Source organism: Paenibacillus sp. FSL R7-0163, from assembly GCF_037969975.1.
Lineage (GTDB): Bacteria > Bacillota > Bacilli > Paenibacillales > Paenibacillaceae > Paenibacillus_AQ > Paenibacillus_AQ odorifer.
The window spans coordinates 2,676,717-2,698,003 of the sequence record NZ_CP150224.1 but is presented as its reverse complement, the minus strand read 5'-3'; the positions used below and the strand labels follow the sequence as shown (position 1 = coordinate 2,698,003).

Below are 21,287 nucleotides of genomic sequence, written 5' to 3'. Positions count from 1 at the left end.
AGGAGTGGATACATACTATTCACTCCTTTTTTATATCTGTATAACTGGAAGGGAATTGACACTATTTGAAAAAAATAATGTTTTTGATTGAAGTAGCTCTTCTATTAATAGTATTTGGGTGTGAATCTAATAGCATTAGTAATATACTAAATAAGCTAGAATTCAACCAAGCAGTTGGGATATATACGATCAATATAAAACATTCAGAAAATAATGGTTCGTCATTGCTGCTATTTGGATCAACATCAAATTTAAAAAAAGATACTTTTGAAAAATTAAATAAATCGGATATAACAATAACTTTATCCAATGAAAAAAAGGATGAAATTGAATTTAGCCCAGACGATATAGAATGGGAATTGACTGACCAGAATTTTTTAGTAGAAGGATTTTCTATAAGGTTAAATTCTGATAGGATATTAGGTTTAGAAAAATTGGGTTTTGATAAAATCAAAATAAAACTAGGAAGTAAAACCTTTAAAAAAAATATTAGTCCAGTATATTTACAATTTTATTCTGGTGAGGAAAATGGAATTTCCGTAATGGAATCTCCGATATCCCCTAAAAATGTAACAGCACTAAATAAAGAGTATTCATACTCGTATAAGATATTAGATTCAAATCATATTATTACTAGTGATATAAAAGCAGAATTAATTTATCCGAAAGAAGTAAAGAGTTTTATTGAAATTGTTACTGTAGAAGTTAATCCAGATATATATGCAGAGGAAGAAATTAAGGAAGAATTCAGAAATAAAGTTGATAAAAAAATTTTAAAAGAACTGAAAGTTTATGAAATTAAATGTAATTATATTATTAAGAAAAAGGAGAATATAGTTTTTCAACCAGAAATAAAACTTCTTTATAATAATAAAGAACAAAGTTTAGCACCATTTACACCAATAAGTTTTTTTAATTTTTAGAAAAATATATTATTAATATAAAAATAGGAGATAAGTAATTATTTCATGAAGATGATTTGTAATAGTTGCTTATACTAAAAGTATTAAATGCTAATATAGAATCTAAAAGAAAAGAAACAATGAATAGTAATATGCACATTTTTCGTTTAATCCAGAGTGTTTTACGATGGAAGTATGATAAGCGGCACTTCTCTCCAGATGCAACTTTGTAACGATCGCGTTCCCTTTGCTTGACTTTTATCACAATCTTCATGGGTCTAATGATTTGCTGAACGTTTTAGTTATTTCACTTTAAAATGAGAGCAGCTGAAAATATGTGGTGTGTCGAATAAAATTGAGGAGTAATATGTAACTAAGTACAACACTCATCTTTTCCTGATGTATTACAATAAGAATTAGAAATGGTGCTTTATTGAAAAAACGAACAAGTTTCTATTAAAGGTAGCAAACTAAATAAAATTAAGAAGTTTATTAGCTGCAAAAATTACAAGAACTAAATAAGCGGGGGAATATCTATGAAAAATCTTAGTAACGTTATTAGTTCAATAATTTTAGGAATTGCAATCATTACTGGTTGTTTTATTATCAAAGGCAGTCAGTCATCTATAAGTCCAACAATTAACAATGAATATTCAAATAAACCATTAATGACACTTAAAGAAACTGCTAAATATTTAAACATCACTGAATCTCAAGTGCGCAAGATTATTACTACAGAAGAAACAATGTTGAAAACACAAGGTGCATATACCGGTGTGTTGTTTCCCATTATTAAAATCGGAGATGAAATTTTTGTTAGTACATCCGTTTTAAATGATTGGATAAAAGAATCTATCCAACAAAGGAAAGAATTTTAAAGGATATTGCACCGATAACAGATGTAGCTCAAGTTTTAGCCATCATCAGTGGAATGATGTATCTGGACTAGTCATCAAATCCTAAATTGCAAATATCCACAAAAACTAACGCTTCGGACCATTCCGAAGCGTTAGTTTTTGTATGCACAAGTTATGTTTAGTCATCTAACGCATGCCTAAATCCAGAAAATAATAATTCTCAAATTAGCTATTTTAAATTTGATGAAAATGATATAAGATAATGTAACAGTGGAACGATACGTATCGTTCTATAATTACATACTTTTAATAAATAACATCTAGGAGGTGAAATGAATATGAAAGGGAAAAACAAAGAACCTCGAAGTAAAAAGGAGATTCTTACTGCAACCATTGAAATGTTAGAATCCAACAGTTATTCATCATTAACGATTGAGGCGATTGCAGCACAAGCTGGAGTAGGTAAAACAACCATCTATAGATGGTGGGAAAATAAAGCACGTCTTGTATTGGACGCTTTTCTAATGACCGTAGAATCAGAGTTTGAATTTGATAGCAATAAATCCATTGAGGTTAACTTTAAACAACAGCTTGAAGCTTTAGCTCGTATCCTCAATAGCAAAATCGGGAAATCCACTTTAACTATAGTTACAGAGAGCGAAGAAATCGCGAAAGATTTTTACGTATTGTTTTTAATGACTAAAAGAAATGAAGCCAAACAATTACTCCAAGCAGACATAGATAAGGGAGAATTGAAGTCAACAATTAACCTGGATATAACTTTAGATCTGCTTTATGGTCCCATTTACTTTCAAATTCTCATCTATAAAAAAATTCCGGATGCGGATTACATAAACGATTTGTTGATCCATGTCTTGGAAGGCATCACTGTTGCAAATTAATAGTAAACCGGGGGATATTCACTTTATGAATCAGACGATAGACGTTCAGAATTACAATAAGAACTATTCATTAATGACGATTATTTTATTTTGGTGTGGTTTAGTTATTCTAACTAGCATGTATATTACAATTCCATTATCCGAAGTGTTTTCGCATGCCTTCCAGATTAGCCCGAGTGAGGCGGCTTGGATTGGGAGTTCATTTTCTCTTTGTTATGCGCTGGGCTGTCTTTTGTATGGACCTTTCTCAGACAGGTATGGACGTAAAGTATTTTTAGTAGCCAGCATTATTGGGTTAACCGTAGTTACGCTTGCGCTAGGATTTGTGGATAGTTTTTACGGGCTTATTATGCTCAGAGGAGTGCAAGGCCTAGTGGCTGCTGCATTTGCACCTATTGCGCTAGTGTATGCAGGGGAAATGTTTCCGCCTCATAAAAGATTAACAGCCGTTGGATTTATAAGCTCAGGACTGTTAATGGCAGGCATAGTAGGCCAGGTTTTTAGTGGGATTGTTAACGAAGCTCTTGGCTGGCGTGCTATTTTCTTTATTTTGGGGATTGTGTATGGTATTACTTCAGTGATTGTAATAAGGTTCCTTCCTAAAGATGAAATGCTAAGACCGAAAGAAAATGTTCTGCGGAAGTTTAAACAAATGACAATTCTGCTAAAACAATCACAATTGCTTTTGGCTTTTGCGATAACCTTTATGCTTCTATTAACTTTAGTTGGCATGTACACTGTTTTGGGAAGTTATTTAAGCTCAGCTAAGTTTGGACTTTCCTCACAGGATATCCTTTATATTCGTGCATTTGGAATCGCGGGGATGCTTTTAGCACCCTTTTCCGGAAGAATTGCTCAAAAACTTGGAATGGCCGCTGTTCTAAGGGGAGGCTTAGCTTTAGCTGCAATTGGGTTGCTTGCTCTAGGTTTTAGCACGAACCTGCCACTTCTTGTCCTAATGAGCGTTGTATTTGTGGCTGGTATCGCGCTGGTAACTCCCGTTATCATCTCAATTGTCAGTCAATTAGGGGGAAATGCAAGAGGGTCTGCTATTTCATTCAATGCATTTATTCTATTCCTAGGCGCTAGCACAGGCCCGATATTAGCTTTGAAATTATTAAAAACAGAAAATTATTCGTTATCCTTTACTATATTAGGTTCTATTCTTTTATTAGGTTTTTTAATCTCTCTTTTTCTTAGATTATCGGCTAGGGAACCCGCAGTAAAAAATGAACGGGCTGCTTCTTTACCCACAGAGTGATAGGAATGATTAAAGAAACGGAGATTTGCATTGTTGGTGGTGGACCTTCTGGCCTCTTTCTAGGGCTGCTGTTAGCCAAAAACGGAATTAGAGTTACCGTACTGGAAAGTCAAACAAGCTTTAATCGCAAGTTTAGAGGAGAAGTTCTCCAGCCTCGATTTGTAAGGCTCATGAAAGAGCTGAACCTGGAACAGTGTCTTGAAAAGTATGAGCATATAAAATTATTTAATTCCGAAATATGGAATAATAAGAAATATATCACTCAAATTGATTATGAAAAAGAAATGCCGGAGGCACCTTACGCAATTAAAATAAAACAATCCGTCCTGTTAACTTTTCTTTACGATCTAGCAAAGGATTATACTAATTTTGAGCTCATTTTTAACGCTAAGGTCACTTCAACTATTAAAAGTACAAATCGAACAGTCGGGGTAAACGCCTTAGTAGATGGACAAATGACTGAGATCCATGCTTCTTTAGTAGTCGGAGCGGATGGACGGATGTCCACGGTTAGGAAGACAAGCGATTTTTCTTTTAAGTATAAAAAAGAAGATTTTGATTTAATCTGGTGCAAAATATCGACTAATGAGTTCAAGCTAAATCAAAAACTCCTTTTCAGATTGTCTGATTTTAGTAACTTCATAGGGCTTCCTTATTCCTCTGATTGTGTGCAAATAGGTTTTACAATGAAGAAAGACCAATGGAATACCATAAAAAGAAAAGGCATCGAACCATTAAAGCTTGAATTCATAAAGGCCTTTCCTGAGCTTGAAGAAGACATTGAAAAAATCAGTGATTTCAAATCGTTCGTTTCTATCCAATCAGAGACTTTTATGGTGGACAATTGGCATGATAAGGGTTGTATTCTAATCGGTGATGCTGCACATTGTTCTTCTCCACTCGGAGCTATCGGATTGTCCTTGGCTTTTGAAACAGCGCTGGTCACAGCTGAACTTATTGTTACATCAAAATTAGAGCCAAATCATGAATACAAGCGTTTAGATCGTTTGCAGTCCATTCGTAATCGGGAAATTCGTTTAGTGCATTTTGCTCAACAGTTGATAATCAGCATGATCGTTAAATCCCCTAAAGGGATTAAAAACTTCTCGCTAGCGTGCATGAAACTGATGGGAAATAGCAGGATCGCTAGATATTTAATGCGGAGATTCTTTTTGGGGAGTCCTAAAATAACGGTTGATAATGCCTTTAAATTTTAACGAAGCCTCATTCCTAAGTAGAGTTCATTGGGAATGAGGTTATTTTAATTTGTTGAAACGCAAAGAATTTGTATAGAAAACGCTTTCTATCCATTGTAAAATACAGGTTGAGGTGTAATTACAAAACAAGGATGGAAATCCCATGCGGATCAAATTTAATATTTTTCAGAAAATGTTAGTGTTATTGCTGATTCTGCTAACTCCGGTTGTGGCGCTGTACTATTATTCTACCTCTAAGAGCATCAACGTCATACAGGAGGAGCTTATCAAAGCCAGCCTGAACCGGATGGAGCTTTTCGTGGCACAACTGGATGCCAGCATTGAGAAGTTCGACTTAGTCTCCGCACCTATGCTCGTTGACACGAACGTGCTGGAGTACCTTTACAACCTCAACATGAGCGATTATTCCCTAATGAAAACAAGGCTGCTGATCCAAGAGAAGCTGTCGCTGGCCAGCGCATCGGGCAACTGGCGCAATGACGTAACCGTCTATTTCCCGCAACGAGACGATAGTATTTCTTCTTCCCCCTCCTATGAATATGACCTTAAAGAGTTTGAAAGCCGATTTTCGCTAGGGTGGAGCTACAGCGAAGATTTGGAGATTGGCTCCGGTTTTACTCGAACTTATGTCACTACGGGTTACAAACCAGCCCGTCCGGACGATCTGGATGTTGCCGTTCGCATTAACCTCTACAAGTGGAGCTTCGAAAATTTGCTTGATACCTACAAATCTGGTCACTCTGACAACCCGTTTTTTTACAAAGAAGGACATGCCATCATCGCCAGCCGGTCCGCAGATGGGCCCAAGATGGACCAAATTATCACGGAATTAGGCGACAGGATCAATAGCCGGGATTCAAGTTTTTTAATTCATTCCTTCGACGGCAGGCCTTATCTGATTACCTATTATTATTCCAATATTCTTGAGTGGCATCTCGTCGATTCTGTTCCACTTAACCAGATTATCGGACCTATCAAGCAACAGCGGTTATTGTTTGGAGCTTCTTCGATTATTTTGCTCCTATCCTGTATTACCGCCGCGTCTGCCTTGTACTGGAACGTACATCGGCCTATCTTTCAACTTGTGCGTGCGGTGCAGCGGATTAAGGAAGGCGATTACGCCTACCGCCTGCCGAAGAAATCAAACAATGAATTCACGTTCCTGATGCAGAACTTTAACGAGATGGCGACGCAGATCCAAGATCTCATCGAGAATGTCCTACAATCGCGTATCCTTGCGCGCGATGCTACGCTAAAACAGCTACAAGCACAGATTCATCCTCATTTTCTGTACAATTGTTTAGGTTTCATCATTAATATGACCAAGATGGGAAAGAATCGGGCTGTCATAGACATGGCGTATCATCTGGCCGACTATTACCGGTATACGACGCGAATGGATAATCAAGGAGTCAGCCTGGGGGAAGAACTGGCGTTCGTGCGCATTCACCTCGAGATTCTTCGGCTTCGCAATGAGACGCTGTCCTACAGCATCGAACTGCCTGAAGAGTTGGCGGAGCTGCGAATTCCCCGGCTTCTTATCCAACCGATCGTGGAGAATGCGATCGTGCATGGACTTGAGAACGTCGAATATCCAGGCCGGGTTGAAATTAGAGTTTACGTCAATGAAGACCAATTGCACTTGGAAGTGGAGGATAACGGAAAAGGATTAAATAAAGAACGGATGGACCAACTGCAAATGGAGCTTCATATTCCGGCCAGCGAATATGCAGGCTGCGGTCTTTGGAACGTATATCAAAGACTGCAAGGCAACTTCGGTTCAGACGCTCAAATTGAGTTTTGCCCGTCCAGACTGGGGGGGCTAAACGTGAGGCTGATTTGGAGACTTGGGATGAAAGACGAAACGAAGGAGGAAGAGCAATGAATAGCCTGCTTGTAGTTGATGACGAGAAACATTATGCGGACAGTCTGGCAGATACAATTCCATGGGCGACACTTGGTATCTCCCGCGTTTGGAAGGCTTACAGCGCGAGCGAGGCACTTGCTCTGATAGACACCTTCCCCATTGACATCCTTATGACGGATATCCGTATGCCGCGCATGAACGGCCTGGAACTGATCGAACAGGCCAGGCTTCGTATTCCAGGGCTGAAGTGCCTGCTGCTCACAGGTTATGCGGACTTCGATTACGCCCGAAAAGCGATTGAGCTGCAAGCGCTCGATTACCTGATGAAGCCCGCGAAGGACGAGCAGCTACTTACGGCAATGGGCCGGATCATTAAGCAGCTTGAGCAGGAGCGATCAATCGAACAGGGCTTCCGTATCTACCGAGACAATAGTGCAGAACTGAAAGCAGGGTTGTTGCTCAAAGTGCTCAGCGGAAATCTGAATAGCAAGGCGCTTGCAGAGAAGTTAAAGCTGTTTGACCTCCCTCTTCCGATACCAGGTCATGTCTCGATGTGCCTGGTCCGATTGGGTTCCCCCTTCGATGGACAAGACCTCTATTCGCAGTCACTGATCCGGTTCGCGGTAACAAACATGCTGGAAGAATTGCTGATGGACCGCTATGACTGCTGGTCGGCGGCGGATGATGAAGGAAACCTGCTCGCTTTGGTATACGACCTGTCAGGAGCACCACCCGATCCGGAATGGGTGCTTGAGCGGATAGAGCGATTAAAGCAAGAAGTACAGAGTTTGCTTAAAGGTAAAATTTCTGTAGGGGAAACCGACTGTCTATTCCCGGAAGGACTGCAAGCTAGTTATATGACAGCTAAATCGCGATTAGATAGTGACGGTTTTTCGGGTGGGCAGGTGCCAGAGCGGAATGAAGAGGAAGCGCGTCTTATGCGCAAGCTGTATGAAACGCCTCTGCTGACACATCTTTTGGAAACGGAGCAATGGGAAGCGGCGGAAGCTAAGATCCGAGCGTTCGTGTCACCGCTATTGCATACGGGTTCACCTAACCTCATGCGCGACGTCTTTTTCTTTCTCTCCAATGCCTTCCAGTATATCGCGAATCGCAGTGGCAGGACGCTGGCCCAAATGCTCACTCCTGAGCAATCGGCTTTCGTTAAAGGAAAAGCGATGCTGCACGCGTCGCAGCTGGAAAGCTGGGCGCTCGACTTACTACGCACACTTCGCGATAAGCTAGGGGAGGAGACCGAGGACCACAGCCAGGTGATCGTCCGGAAGACGCAACTCTACATCCAGAAAGAGCTGGACAAGGACTTATCACTTACTTTGCTGGCCAAACGCGTCTTCGTACATCCTAACCATCTGTCAAAAATCTTTAAGCAGTGTACAGGCACTACCGTATCCCAATATATTTACGAGCAGCGTATGCTCAAAGCCTGCGAGGTGCTCAAGCATACAAATAATAAAATCTACCATATTGGTGAAAGTATTGGCTATCCCAATACCAACTGGTTTATTCGGAAATTCCGTGACTATTATCAGGTGACACCGCAGGAATTCAGGGATAGATACCGATCGGGAATGGAGTGATTGGGCCGGTGAAGAAGCAAAAAAGAAAGGCCAGATTTCTATGGGCAGTTCTGAGCGGAGTACTGCTAGTTTCCGGCTGTTTAAGTAACACAGGGAAAACGGCACAGAACAGTACATCCAATGGGGAAACGAAGCCGGTATGGGACTTTAAATACGATCCGCCTATAACCATCACAACAGGAATCGTGGACGAGAATCGGCCTAACGCATTCAAGCCAGATGAGAGCCTTACAGACAACGTGCACACCCGCTGGATGGAAGATAATCTGGGAATCGTCACGAAGTTTGATTGGATTGTCAGCAAGTTCGAGGATGCAGATACCAAAATTCGGCTGGCGCTGGCTGTGAATGGCAAGCTGCCGGACACCCTTAGCGCTGAAGGAGACATCCTGAAGTATCTGCTGAAAGCCGACAAGCTGCTTCCGCTGGATGATGCCATCGAGAAGTATGCGCATCCTAAGCTAAAAGAAGCGCTCGAGAAGTACGCTTATACTATGGCAGAAGTGACCAAAGACGGCAAGATATATGGACTTCCCCGTTTTAGTGCAGGAGATGAGGGAACGGTCATGTGGATCCGTAAGGATTGGCTTGAGAAACTGTCGCTGAACCCGCCTACGACGATAAGTGAGTTGGAGAACGTGCTGAAGGCATTTTCTGAACAAGATCCTAATGGGAATGGTGAAGATGACGAAGTTGGTCTGGCGGTTCCGCTAAAGGAAGGTCCCTGGAGCTGGATGGGGCAGACAGATGCGATCGCCGGAGCTTTTTCAAGGCAGATGATTAGCACGTCTGACATCAAACTGTTCTGGAATGAGGACGAGAAGGGCAGCTTGATGTTTGGCGCCGTACATCCGGATGCTAAGAAATACCTGGAAACGATGGCGTCCTGGATGGCGAAGGGCTACATGGACAGAGATGCAGGCATGCAGGACCCGAGCCAAGCGTCCGAACTGGCGGTTAACGGAATGGCTGGTGTCATGTTCGGCCCGTTTTGGATGGGAGCCTGGCCGCTCGGCGATACAGTGAAGGTCGACCCGGAAGCGGATTGGGAGGCTTATTCCGTTCCTGCCGGACCGGATGGGTTAAAGGGCAAGGCACAAAAGCCGTTGTACGGTATCTATACGGTGTTCAGCAAGGATTTCACGAATATGGAAGCCTGGTTCGCTTATTATAACAAGTTGCTTGCCAAAAATTTCGGACCGGATGATCCGTACTTCGATCCCCGATTCGCACAAGGGTTTCACGAAGGTTACGATTATGTGATCATGAACGACAAGGTCATTACTGTCAATTTTGCGACTGAAGGCGTGCCGAATGATAAGTGGCCGCTTGCGGACGGGTCTTCAATGGATATGCGCTGGATGCTCTATCCGCTGACAGGTGGCGCTCCAGCCTTGCCTTATATGAATGCGGATGCAATCAGAAAATTATCTGAAAATTCGGAAGCCATAGTGACGACGCCGATCGAACAAGCCATTAAAGGTTTGAATTCGGCTCAACTTACGGCGGCTGGGGTAGCGATTGCCGAGCAGGGACTCGAAATCCCGAACCGGTACCACGGACCTTTAACGGACGGGATGGAGAAACACGGAGTGTTCCTGCAGAAACTCGCAACGGAGAGTTATCTGAGCATCATTTATAGCGAGAAGCCGCTCTCCTACTTTGATGAGTTCGTAGCCCAATTTTACAAGAATGGCGGCGACGTAATCACGAGAGAAGTAAATAATTGGTACATGGAAAACAAGCCATAATATTGTGGCTTGTTTTCTTCTATGTTCCTTTATTTCTTCTATATAACAGGATTAACTTATTGAATTAAAATGATTTTATTAGAAAGCGTTTTCAATAAAAAGAGGTGATGGTATACGAAGCTAATCATAGAGTAACTCTCACAACTAAGTGTAAACTTTCGAACTGAGTTTTGTTTGAAGCGGAGCGAAGCAGTTTATGCTCACAAAACTTTTTAGGAGGAGAGGTAATGAGGAAAAAAGTAAGCGTGTTTCTGGCATTAACTATGTTTGTGACTATCTTTTTTTCAAATCCGATCAAGACTAATGCGGCAACCCCCGAAGCGCCTGCAGGATGGAGAGACTTACTAGATTACCAAATATTCAGTAATATATCCGATGGCTGGGCAGGAGATAGCGGGTTTGGATTGGAGACGGAGAACAGCAAGCTGCCCATAGATTCTACAGCAATGTACAATGGATTGCCTTCATTATTGTTGAATGCGAAGACGCCTACCAGTCCTTCCTGGTACAACGCTTTAATTACGGTTGCCGGCTGGAAAGCGTATGACTTTACCTCTTATCATCCAAATGGATTCCTTGAGTTTAATATCAAAGGAAATGCGGGTGGAGAGTCCTTTTTACTGGGCTTCAAAGACCGGGTATTCGAAAGAGCTGCCGGCAATGAAATTACCACTACAGTAAACATTAACAACTACGTCAGCATTACTACAAGTTGGACCCATGTGAAGATCCCGTTAAAGGATCTAATTCAGGTCTCCCAAGGAATTGATGTATCTTCCATAGATGCATTATCCATCAAGAATAATGGTTTTCAACCTTTAAAAGTCTGGCTTAATGACATTAGGGTTACGTCTCCCGATAAGGAAAAAGAGTACGCACCCATCAAGGTCAATCAATTAGGTTATCCCGTAGATGGAGTAAAGCAAGCGCTCGTAACCGGTTTTGAGGATGTGCTCACGGTCGATGCAGGTACTCCGTTTAACGTTATTAACGCCACAAATAATTCCACAGCTTACTCCGGAACGCTTGTACTCACCAAGAATTATGATGCTATTGACAGCGGGGAGCGTATTTTTACCGCCGATTTCACAAATTTAACGATTCCGGGAAAATATTATGTTTCAGTTCAGGGTCTTCAGAATTCGCCCAAGTTCACTATCAGCGAAGCTAACGAAATCTATGAACCCTTTTTAAATGACGTAACGAGATACTTCTATTACCAGAGAACCGGGATTAATATTACCAGCCCATACACTCAAAATTATCAAAGAACAGATTTTACTCCTGACACCGCAGTGCCTTTAATGTCCAATCCTTCCATCAAAAAAGATGTTTCCAAGGGATGGTACGATGCGGGCGATAAAGGCAAGTACGTTAACGCAGGAGCCAAAGCCTTGTCGGATCTCTTCTGGGCCTATGAAATGATGCCGGAGAAATTTACGGACAATCAATTTAATATTCCTGAGAGCGGAAACGGCATTCCCGACATCCTGGATGAGGCAAGATGGGAACTGGAATGGATGCTCAAAATGCAGGATGCTGCAACTGGCGGTTTCTATGCGCGAGTGACCTTTCAGGATGACGACAATATGGTAGACAGAGAAATTATCGATAAGGATACGGTAAGCTCGCGTACTGATATCAAAACGACCGCCGATACAGCTACCGCAGCCGGTGTATTGGCACATGCCTACTTAATGTATCAGAATATTGATCCGGCTTTTGCCCAAAGTTGCTTGGATGCGGCAATAGACGCATGGGGGTACCTGGAAGCACATCCGGAAAATATTCGGACGCCTAACACGGGCAGATGGCCTTACGATGTGACGGATGACGCTTCGAATCGTCTGTGGGCTGCTGGCTCTCTGTACCGATCGACCGGCGATGCCGAATACAACGATTATTTTCTGGCGAATTACACTGATATGGGAATATTTTTTGAGGATACCCTTGATTTCGCCAGTGGTTGGGCAAACACCTGGAATACAGGCTTCTTCAGCTATCTGAAAGCCGCTAATCCGGACTCTGGAGTCTTAAGCTGGTATTCGGATAAATTCCAGCAATGGTTCAATGACAAAGTGAGCAGATACAACGACAGCCCTTGGAAAAGCATCATAAAAGATGGTAACTACTATTGGGGAATCACCATGCAGGTTGCGGACACACCGATGGAAATGATCATCGGTACGAAATTGCTGGGAACTTTTGAGAGCAACCGCGCTATCATTAATGAGATTAACAATAGCCAGTTAGACTGGATTCTGGGGCAGAACCCGGTAGGCGTATCTTTTGTATCAGGTTACGGCGATAACAGCGTGAAATATCCGTTCAGCATCATGTATAGAACGGATGGTTTACCTGGTGTACCTAAGGGATATCTGGTCGGAGGACCGAATAAATACTCCAACGACATAACTGTAGGAAACCAGATATCAAGATTTGCAGCCAAAAACTATACCGATAACTTCCAAGAATGGACTACAAATGAACATACCGTTTATTGGAATTCAGGGTTGGTATTCATTGCCGCATTCGCAACCGGAAATAGCAGCAACTCGACCATTAATCCAACGACTGCTGCCTTTGATAAGAAAACCGCAAATCAAGCTGATATTCCGGTGACCCTAACGTTGAACGGCAACACGCTCACCGACATTAAGAACGGTACGACATCTCTGGTTGTGGACACAGACTATACCGTTTCGGGTAACACGGTCACTCTACACAAGAGCTATCTCGCGCAGCAGCCAATCGGCACGGTCAACCTCACTTTCCTGTTTAACGCCGGTTCATCTGCTACGCTATCCGTTGCTGTGAACGATTCGTCGGTTATTAACTCGACGATCAGTCCGACGACCGCTGCCTTTGACAAGCAACCCGCGAATCAGACCGACATTCCGGTGACCTTGACGCTGAACGATAACACACTCATCGGCATTAATAATGGCACGACTGCCCTAGTTGCTGGTACGGACTACACCGTATCAGGCACGACAGTGACGATTCAGAAGGCATATCTGGCTGCCCAACCGGTGGGAACAACAACGCTGACGTTCAACTTTAGCGCAGGAGTAAGTGCGAATCTTGAGGTCTCCGTGGTCGATACCCCCACTGCCGAAAGTGGTTCTATCAAAGTGCAGCAGTACAATTCTCCTGTTACGGCAACGAGCAATTCGTTGAGCCCTCGGATAAAGCTGAAGAACACCGGTACCACTGCCATCAATCTGTCCGACGTGAAGCTTCATTATTATTACACGATCGATGGGGAGAAGGACCAGAATTTCTGGTGCGATTGGTCCACTGTCGGCAGTAGCAACGTAACTGGCGACTTCGTCAAGTTGCCGGCTCCTTTGACAGGATCTGATCATTATCTGGAAATCGGCTTTACGAGCGGAGCCGGAAGTTTGGCAGCTGGAGCCAGCATTGAGCTTCAGATCCGCGTGAACAAGACCGATTGGACGAACTACACGCAGACGGGAGATTACTCCTTCGATCCGACCGATTCGACTTACATCGATTGGAGCCATACAACTGGCTATATCGCAGGCGCTCTTCAGTGGGGAACAGAACCTCAATAAGTAACGTCACAATTGACGTTACGGCTCAATAGTGAAAACCTGAACTCCCCATTACCGCCTAAACAACGGTGTGGGGAGTGTGTAAGACAGTGAAAGGAGTGCAACAACTCTATTGAAAGCTATGCCGCTTCCTACAAATAGGAAACCAATACGTACTGTACGTAATTTTTCCATCGTGAAGAATATTCGTACTTACTGGATGTTCTACGCAATGATGCTGCCGGGAATCGTTCTGCTTGTAATAAATAACTACATCCCTTTGTTCGGGATCGTTATTGCCTTTAAAACAATCAATTACCAGGACGGTATCCTGGGAAGCCCCTGGACAGGGATGAAAAATTTCGAATACCTGTTTGCCTCGAAGGATTCGTACATCATCATTCGCAACACATTGCTTTATAATTCGCTGTTTATTGTATTGAACATGGCGCTTCCTCTAGGGTTCGCCTTGATGCTTAATGAGATGAAGAACCGCTTCCTCTCGAAGCTACACCAAACGATCATGTTCCTGCCATACTTCCTGTCGATGATCGTCATCTCGTACTTAGTGTATGGGTTCATGAGCGACGAGCGAGGATACTTCAACGGCACGTTGCTGCCGGCGCTTGGTCTTGATTCCGTACGCTGGTACTTCACGAAAGAAGTGTGGCCGATCGTTTTGCCGATCATTAACACGTGGAAGAACATGGGGTACTACACGGTTGTGTATATGGCAGCAATCATTGGTATCGACGAGGAGTACTACGAAGCCGCGACAATTGATGGGGCAAACAAGTGGCAACAGATCAAGAAAATCACGATTCCCTTGATCATGCCTGTCCTCACGATTATGACTTTGCTGCAGGTTGGCCGGATCTTCAATGCCGACTTTGGCCTATTCTTCCAAGTGCCACGTGAATCGGGGGCATTGTTCCCTGTGACAAACGTTATCGATACCTATGTCTACCGCACCTTCCTGACCGTTGGGGATATCGGACTTTCCTCAGCAGCAGGCCTGTTCCAATCAGTCGTTGGTTTCATCTTGGTTTTTGTATCTAATTGGGTCGTTCGCCGCTTTAACCGCGAGAACGCGCTGTTCTAAGAGAGGAGCCCTTATGACCAATACAATGAGTAAATCCTTATCTGGGTCCAATCCAAAGAATCAGCTGTCGGGATGGGCGTCAACCCTCATCAACATCTTCTTTGTCATCTATTCGGCGCTCTGTATCCTACCGCTTTTGCTGATTCTTTCGGTATCGTTCTCCGATGAGCAGTCCGTTATGACACACGGATATCGATTTATGCCCGAAAATTTCAATCTGGCAGCCTATCGATTCCTAATGAAAGATATCAGTCAAATCGTTCATTCCTATGGAATCTCACTAACCGTCACGGTGATAGGTACGATACTAAGTGTCATCATAATAGCTCTGTATGCGTACCCCATTTCACGGAATAATTTTCCGCAGGCAAAGTATTTTACATTTTTTGTTTTTCTAACGATGCTGATTTCCGGCGGCTTAGTCCCTTGGTACTTGGTATACGTACAGATGCTGGAATTAAAAGATACACTTTGGGCACTGATCATGCCGCTGATCATGTCCGCATTCTGGGTACTGATCATGCGCACTTTCTTTAAGGAGACCGTACCTGAAGCTGTGCTGGAGTCAGCAAAAATAGATGGGGCAGGGGAGCTACGGATATTTATCCGAATTGTATTGCCATTATCTCTGCCGGTTCTGGCAACCGTTGCACTGTTCCAAACACTGACATACTGGAACGACTGGTTCCTAAGCCTAATGTTTATTACAGACAACCACAATATATCCGTGCAGTACTTTCTTTACAAGATGATGGTCAACATCCAGTACTTATCCAGTAACCCGAACGCGATGGCTGAAATTACCCGAGCTGGCGGAATGATCAACTTCCCGAGTGAAACCGTGCGTATGGCGATGGTGGTTGTAGGTGTTGGACCTATTGTATTTGCTTACCCGTTCTTCCAGAAATACTTTATCAGAGGCCTGACAGTAGGCTCCGTTAAAGGCTAAGATTGCCGATCACTTACGTGGGCACGGAAACGGCTAAAACCAGTATATGGTTTAGCATATCATTCTATTTTACGGGGGGATTACTTGAAAATGAAGGATACGAAAAGCAAGGCTTCACTGCTTCTCACACTGATGCTTATCTCAGCAGTAGGCACTACGGCTTGCGGCAATTCAAACAACTCGAACAACGCTACACCGGATAATGCCGGAAAAGAAAGCGCCACACCGAGCTCATCAGCGAATTCAACCACCGATAACACATCCAATGAGCCCTCGAAGCTGGAGCCTTATAAAATAAAGTTGGTCTACGAAGGAGCTCCACAGGCGGACGAGGCTATCGTCGAGGAAGCGCTGAACAAGATCTTGACCGAAAAAATCAACGCGACGGTAGATATCGCACCAATCGATTGGGGAGCATGGGATGATAAGACTAACCTCATCATCGCTTCTCGAGAGCCCGTAGACATTCTATTTACAGCCTCATGGAACGGGTATGCAAAGAACGTTGCCAAAGGTGCTTACTTAGATCTCGGTCCCTTGCTCGATCAGTATGGCCAGGGCATTAAGGATAGCTTAGATCCAGCTTTTCTCGATGGCTCCAAAATCGGCGGCAAAAATTATGCAGTCCCTACGAATAAAGAATTGGCATCGTCAGGGGGCATTGTGTACCGGAAGGATATCGCTGATGAACTCGGCATTGACATGAGTAAAGTGCAAAAGATCGAAGATTTAGATGCCGTTTATAAGATCGTTAAAGAGAAGAAGCCAACCATGTATCCGCTGTATACAACGGGTGGCACGTTCGCCTCTCACTCCTTTGTGGAATTGGATTTTTTAGGTGATACGACGATACCTGGCGCTATCGATAAGAATGGCACGGAAGCGACAGTCAAACCGGCCGAAGAGTATCCACAATACTTAAATGCATTAAAAGTAACCCGTGATTTCTTCCAGAAGGGGTATCTTAACAAAGATGCGGCCACTTCCCAAACGTCATCCCTTGATGCTTATAAGACGGGCAATGTATTTTCCACTGTAGAGCCTCTTAAGCCAGGCAAAGCAGAAGAAATCGCATCCGCGACAGGACTTGATGGCAAGCTTGCACAAATTACTTTAACAGGTAAAACGGTCGCCACATCGGAGACTACCGGCGCCATGTTAGCCATCTCATCAACGTCTAAGAACCCGGAACGCGCCATGATGCTGATTAACCTGCTTCATACAGATCAAGAGATTATTAATCTGCTTAACTTCGGTATTGAAGGTACACACTTTACACTTAATGGTAATGTTATGACGCAGACGGAGAAGTCAGGACAGTACGCACCGGGCGTCGCTTGGGAGCTGGGAAATCAATTCCTGAACTATGTCTGGAGTTCGGAAGCTCCAGACAAGTGGGAGCAGTTCAAAAAGTTCAACGAAGGCGCTAAATCATCGCCGGCACTGGGCTTCACCTTTGACAGCGAGCCAGTCAAATCCGAAGTCGGAGCACTAGCAAACGTTCTAAGAGAATATCAAAAGATGCTTGAGACCGGCTCGGTTGATCTGGACAAAGAATTGCCGAAATTTATCGCCGCCCAAAAATCGGCCGGCCTAGATAAAGTCATTGCTGAAAAGCAAAAACAGCTTGATGAATTCCTTGCCAGTAGATGATATGTGTTCATAGCAAATAAAGGACCTACTCATTGTTCTGGATAAGAACAATGAGTAGGTCCTTTTGACTTTCGCTATATAATTCACAGTGTCAACTAGGCTTTAAGAGGCTTGGTCGAATTGGCTATTATAAAGCTCCGCATAAAAACCATTTTTGGCAAGTAGTTCTTCGTGGCTGCCGCTTTCCAGGATATCGCCTTCCTTCAGAACCAGAATTACATCGGCGTTCTTAATGGTTGAGAGTCTATGCGCAATAACAAAAGAGGTTCTTCCCTCCATGAGCTTATCCATTGCCTGCTGAATCAAGAGCTCTGTTCTTGTATCGACTGAGCTTGTAGCTTCATCGAGGATGAGCATTGGGGCATTTTTGAGCATCGCGCGGGCGATCGTAAGCTGTTGCTTTTGGCCCGTGGATAAATTAACCTTGTCATTTAGTATGGTATTATAACCGGCACTTAAGGTCTGAATGAAATGATGCAAGCCTACCGACTTACAAGCATCTTCAACTTCTTTATCGGTTACACCTGTTTTGTTGTACACTAGATTTTCTCTGATAGTGCCCTCAAAAAGCCAGGTGTCCTGCAAGACCATACAGAATAGATCATGGATGTTTTCTCTTGTTAAGCTGCTGATGGGGGTATCATCAATATATATTTCTCCGCCCTTTAATTCATTAAACCGTATTAGAAGATTTATCAGTGTAGTTTTACCTGCGCCGGTAGGACCGACTATAGCAATTTTTTGCCCAGGCTTAATCTCTGCAGAAAAATCTTTAATCACAAGTTTATCTGAATTTTCATAAGCAAATTGCACATGTTCAAAATCAACTTTGCCCACAGCAGTTTTAAGATGTCTTTCTTTATGACTTTCATTGTCCATTTCGTCAGCATCGAGGAACTCAAAGACACGTTTGCTTGCCGCGGAAGCCGATTGCAGACTTTGTGCGGCTTGAGCAATCTGAGAGAGCGGTTGTGTAAAGTAACGGACATACAGTATAAAGGCTACAATGACCCCAAAGGATATCGTTCCGTTCATAGCAAGTACAGCACCAACTACACAAACGGCCACAAAACCTAGATTGCCTATAAACATCATAATCGGCATCATAAGACCGGAGAGGAACTGCGCTTTAAATGCACTATCTTTAAGATTCATATTCAGGGATTCAAATGTATTGCGCATTTGCGATTCACCATTGTAGGCTTTCACTACAGTATGTCCTGTATATACTTCCTCCACATGGCCATTGATTTTCCCTAAGTATTCTTGCTGACTTTGAAAATACTTTTGGGATTTTTTCATAATTGCCGCTATGAGGCCAAAGCCAATGATAGTTGCAACAACCGCCGTAATAGTCATGATCACATTTGTTTTGAACATCATGATGATGGATCCCGTAAAGAGGGCAAGGGCAGTTACCAGTGTGCCGACGCTTTGGTTTAAAGCTTGCCCGATCGTATCCACATCGTTGGTAACCCGGGACAGGATGTCACCGGTTGTAGAATTATTATAATAAGAGATCGGAAGTTTGTTCATTTTGCGTGAGAGATCGGCTCTTAAGTTTTTGGAGACCTTTTGCGTAACTGCGGACATAATTAATCCTTGTACCAAAGATAACACAGCGCTAAGGATATAGATAAATACAAGGAAAAGGCCGATAGAAGTTACTGCTTCCATATCAATACCGGTGACGAGGCCCGCAGTGATCAAGTCTGTCATCTCCGAAAGCTTATCCGGTCCAAGCAGAGTCAGAACCGTACCGATTGCTGCACTAATAATAGCTATAAGAACTACAGGGATATATTTTCTGCAATAGTGGAGAAGTTTGCTCCACGTGTTGAGTTGCTCTTTGCTTTTGTTCATTAAGCTAGCTCCTCCTTTGAAAGTTGTGAGTAAGCAATCTCTTGGTAGACATCACAGGTCTGCATCAATTCATCATGTGTTCCCATGCCTGCCATTCGTCCGGCTTCCAGTACAATGATTTTATCTGCGTCTTTGATTGTACCGATCCGCTGCGCAACGATTAGTATCGTCGTACCGCTAGATTTCTTCTTCAATTCACTACGCAATTTGCGATCCGTCTTATAATCAAGTGCTGAGAAGGAATCGTCGAAGATCAATATTTCAGGACAACGGGCAATGGCTCGGGCAATGGAAAGACGTTGCTTTTGACCGCCAGACAAGTTCGTACCGCCTTGAGAGACATGAGCCTCGTAGCTTCCTTCCATCTTTTCAACAAAATCTGAAGCTTGAGAGGTGTAAATGGCATCTACAACATCAGAGGACAGATCACTGCCATTGTCGCCAAAAGCAACATTAGAGCTCACCGTGCCGCCAAACAAAATCGCTTTCTGAGATACATATCCCATTTTATTGCGCAGTGCAGTTTGCTCATATTGGTTAACATTAATACCGTCCACCAACACTTCACCTGCTGTAGCATCATAAAAGCGAGGGATCAGGTTCACTACAGTACTTTTTCCGCATCCGGTTGAACCGATGAAGGCCACAGTTTCTCCTTTTTTCACCGTAAAGCTGATATCCTCAATAACGTATTCTTCTGCATCCGGATATTTAAAGCTGACTTTTTTGAATTCGACTTCACCCAACCGATTTGTCTTGGAGGTAGTAAGTGATCCGTTCTCTAAGCTTGGCTTAGTATCCAACACTTCATTGATTCTTTTAGCGGATACATGGGCACGAGGCATCAGGATAAAAATCATGATCAGCATCATGAATGCCATAACCACCTGCATCGCATAGGATGAGAAGACAATCATATCTGAAAATAAGCCCATCTTCGCCGTACCATTGGCATTTTGAATCAAAATAGCACCAATCCAATATATTGCGAGACTTAAACCGCTCATAATGAGAGAAATACTTGGCATCATCATGGACAGTACATTGTTGGCAAATAAATTCGTTCGGGTAAGCTCGCTGTTGGCTACGCTAAATTTATCTTCCTGGTAACTTTCCGCATTATAAGCACGAATGACACGAAGACCGGTAAGATTCTCTCTTGCAACACGATTAAGATTATCAGTCAGTTGCTGCAATTTTTGGAATTTCGGAAGCACAAGCACGATCACTATGCCGACAATAAGAATCAATACCCCAATTGCGACACCGGTAGCAAGCGACCACTGCCAACTCTTGCCTGTAATTTTGAGCATTGCCCAAACGGCAAGGATGGGAGCCTTCACCAGCAGTTGCAGACCAATGACAATCAGCATTTGCACTTGTGTAATGTCATTCGTTGAACGGGTAATTAAACTAGCTGTAGAGAAGTTGTTGATTTCTTCCATAGAAAAAGACTGTACCTTATCAAACAATTTGGAGCGTAATCTTGAAGAGAAGTTAGCGGCAATTTTAGCGGCGATCCCTGCCACTATGATTGATGTGGCTAAGCTGCCGAGGGCACAGAGCAACATCCAGCCTCCGGCTGCAATGATTTCGCTCATTTCGCTTCCTGGTATCTGTACAAGACGAGTAATCTCGCTCATATAACCGGGCAATTCCAGATCCAACCATACCTGTGTAACAATGAATAGGATGCTGATACCGATTAGGGCCCATTCCTTCGGTTTTAAGTACTTAAGTATAGTTACCATACATCTGACTCCTTTATGTGGTGTTGCTTATATGATAACGAATGAAGATAAACTGAA

General features: G+C 43.2%; 14 protein-coding genes. 12 read left to right on the top strand and 2 right to left on the bottom strand.

Annotated features, from left to right (window positions below):
- Positions 1 to 65 precede the first annotated feature (65 nt).
- The 12 genes from NST45_RS11910 to NST45_RS11855 all read left to right on the top strand — a co-directional run bounded on the left by NST45_RS11910 (position 66) and on the right by NST45_RS11855 (position 17,616).
- A complete protein-coding gene (locus NST45_RS11910; protein ID WP_076141239.1) occupies positions 66 to 923 on the top strand; it encodes a hypothetical protein in 858 nt (285 codons plus the stop codon).
- A gap of 515 nt (positions 924 to 1,438) precedes the next feature.
- The gene (locus NST45_RS11905; protein WP_036677218.1) at positions 1,439 to 1,780 is read left to right on the top strand and encodes a helix-turn-helix domain-containing protein; all 342 of its coding nucleotides are present in this window, start codon (positions 1,439 to 1,441) and stop codon (positions 1,778 to 1,780) included.
- Between the two features lie 317 nt (positions 1,781 to 2,097).
- The gene (locus NST45_RS11900; RefSeq protein WP_076141240.1) at positions 2,098 to 2,661 is read left to right on the top strand and encodes a TetR/AcrR family transcriptional regulator; all 564 of its coding nucleotides are present in this window, start codon (positions 2,098 to 2,100) and stop codon (positions 2,659 to 2,661) included.
- A 73-nt stretch (positions 2,662 to 2,734) separates the two neighbouring features.
- Complete coding sequence (locus tag NST45_RS11895; protein ID WP_249267689.1) at positions 2,735 to 3,922, top strand: MFS transporter; 1,188 nt, start codon at positions 2,735 to 2,737, stop codon at positions 3,920 to 3,922.
- 5 nt (positions 3,923 to 3,927) lie between these two features.
- Positions 3,928 to 5,139, top strand: a complete 1,212-nt coding sequence (locus NST45_RS11890) for an FAD-dependent monooxygenase (protein WP_076105740.1) — start codon at positions 3,928 to 3,930, stop codon at positions 5,137 to 5,139.
- A gap of 142 nt (positions 5,140 to 5,281) precedes the next feature.
- Positions 5,282 to 7,024, top strand: a complete 1,743-nt coding sequence (locus NST45_RS11885; RefSeq protein WP_076141241.1) for a histidine kinase — start codon at positions 5,282 to 5,284, stop codon at positions 7,022 to 7,024.
- Positions 6,940 to 8,604 (top strand): response regulator, encoded by a 1,665-nt coding sequence (locus tag NST45_RS11880; RefSeq protein WP_141118475.1) that lies wholly within the window; start codon positions 6,940 to 6,942, stop codon positions 8,602 to 8,604. Before NST45_RS11885 ends, NST45_RS11880 begins: the two co-directional genes overlap by 85 nt.
- An 8-nt stretch (positions 8,605 to 8,612) precedes the next feature.
- Positions 8,613 to 10,355, top strand: a complete 1,743-nt coding sequence (locus tag NST45_RS11875) for an extracellular solute-binding protein (protein ID WP_036677205.1) — start codon at positions 8,613 to 8,615, stop codon at positions 10,353 to 10,355.
- A gap of 227 nt (positions 10,356 to 10,582) precedes the next feature.
- Positions 10,583 to 13,933, top strand: a complete 3,351-nt coding sequence (locus NST45_RS11870; protein ID WP_076141242.1) for a glycoside hydrolase family 9 protein — start codon at positions 10,583 to 10,585, stop codon at positions 13,931 to 13,933.
- A 121-nt stretch (positions 13,934 to 14,054) separates the two neighbouring features.
- Entirely contained in the window at positions 14,055 to 15,014 is a 960-nt protein-coding gene (locus NST45_RS11865; protein WP_051490977.1) for an ABC transporter permease subunit, read from the top strand.
- A gap of 13 nt (positions 15,015 to 15,027) precedes the next feature.
- Positions 15,028 to 15,963 carry a carbohydrate ABC transporter permease gene (locus NST45_RS11860; protein ID WP_081383287.1) on the top strand — a complete coding sequence of 312 codons (936 nt, stop codon included), beginning with the start codon at positions 15,028 to 15,030 and terminating at the stop codon, positions 15,961 to 15,963.
- Positions 15,964 to 16,053: 90 nt separating this feature from the next.
- A complete protein-coding gene (locus NST45_RS11855) occupies positions 16,054 to 17,616 on the top strand; it encodes an ABC transporter substrate-binding protein (RefSeq protein WP_076141243.1) in 1,563 nt (520 codons plus the stop codon).
- A 102-nt stretch (positions 17,617 to 17,718) separates the two neighbouring features.
- On the opposite strand, the gene NST45_RS11850 is transcribed toward NST45_RS11855, so the two are convergent.
- Both NST45_RS11850 and NST45_RS11845 read right to left on the bottom strand, forming a co-directional pair.
- Positions 17,719 to 19,479, bottom strand: a complete 1,761-nt coding sequence (locus tag NST45_RS11850) for an ABC transporter ATP-binding protein (protein ID WP_036677200.1) — start codon at positions 19,477 to 19,479, stop codon at positions 17,719 to 17,721.
- On the bottom strand, positions 19,479 to 21,230 hold the full coding sequence (locus NST45_RS11845) for an ABC transporter ATP-binding protein (protein ID WP_036677198.1): 1,752 nt from the start codon (positions 21,228 to 21,230) through the stop codon (positions 19,479 to 19,481). The genes NST45_RS11850 and NST45_RS11845 overlap by 1 nt, the downstream gene beginning before the upstream one ends.
- Positions 21,231 to 21,287 lie beyond the last annotated feature (57 nt).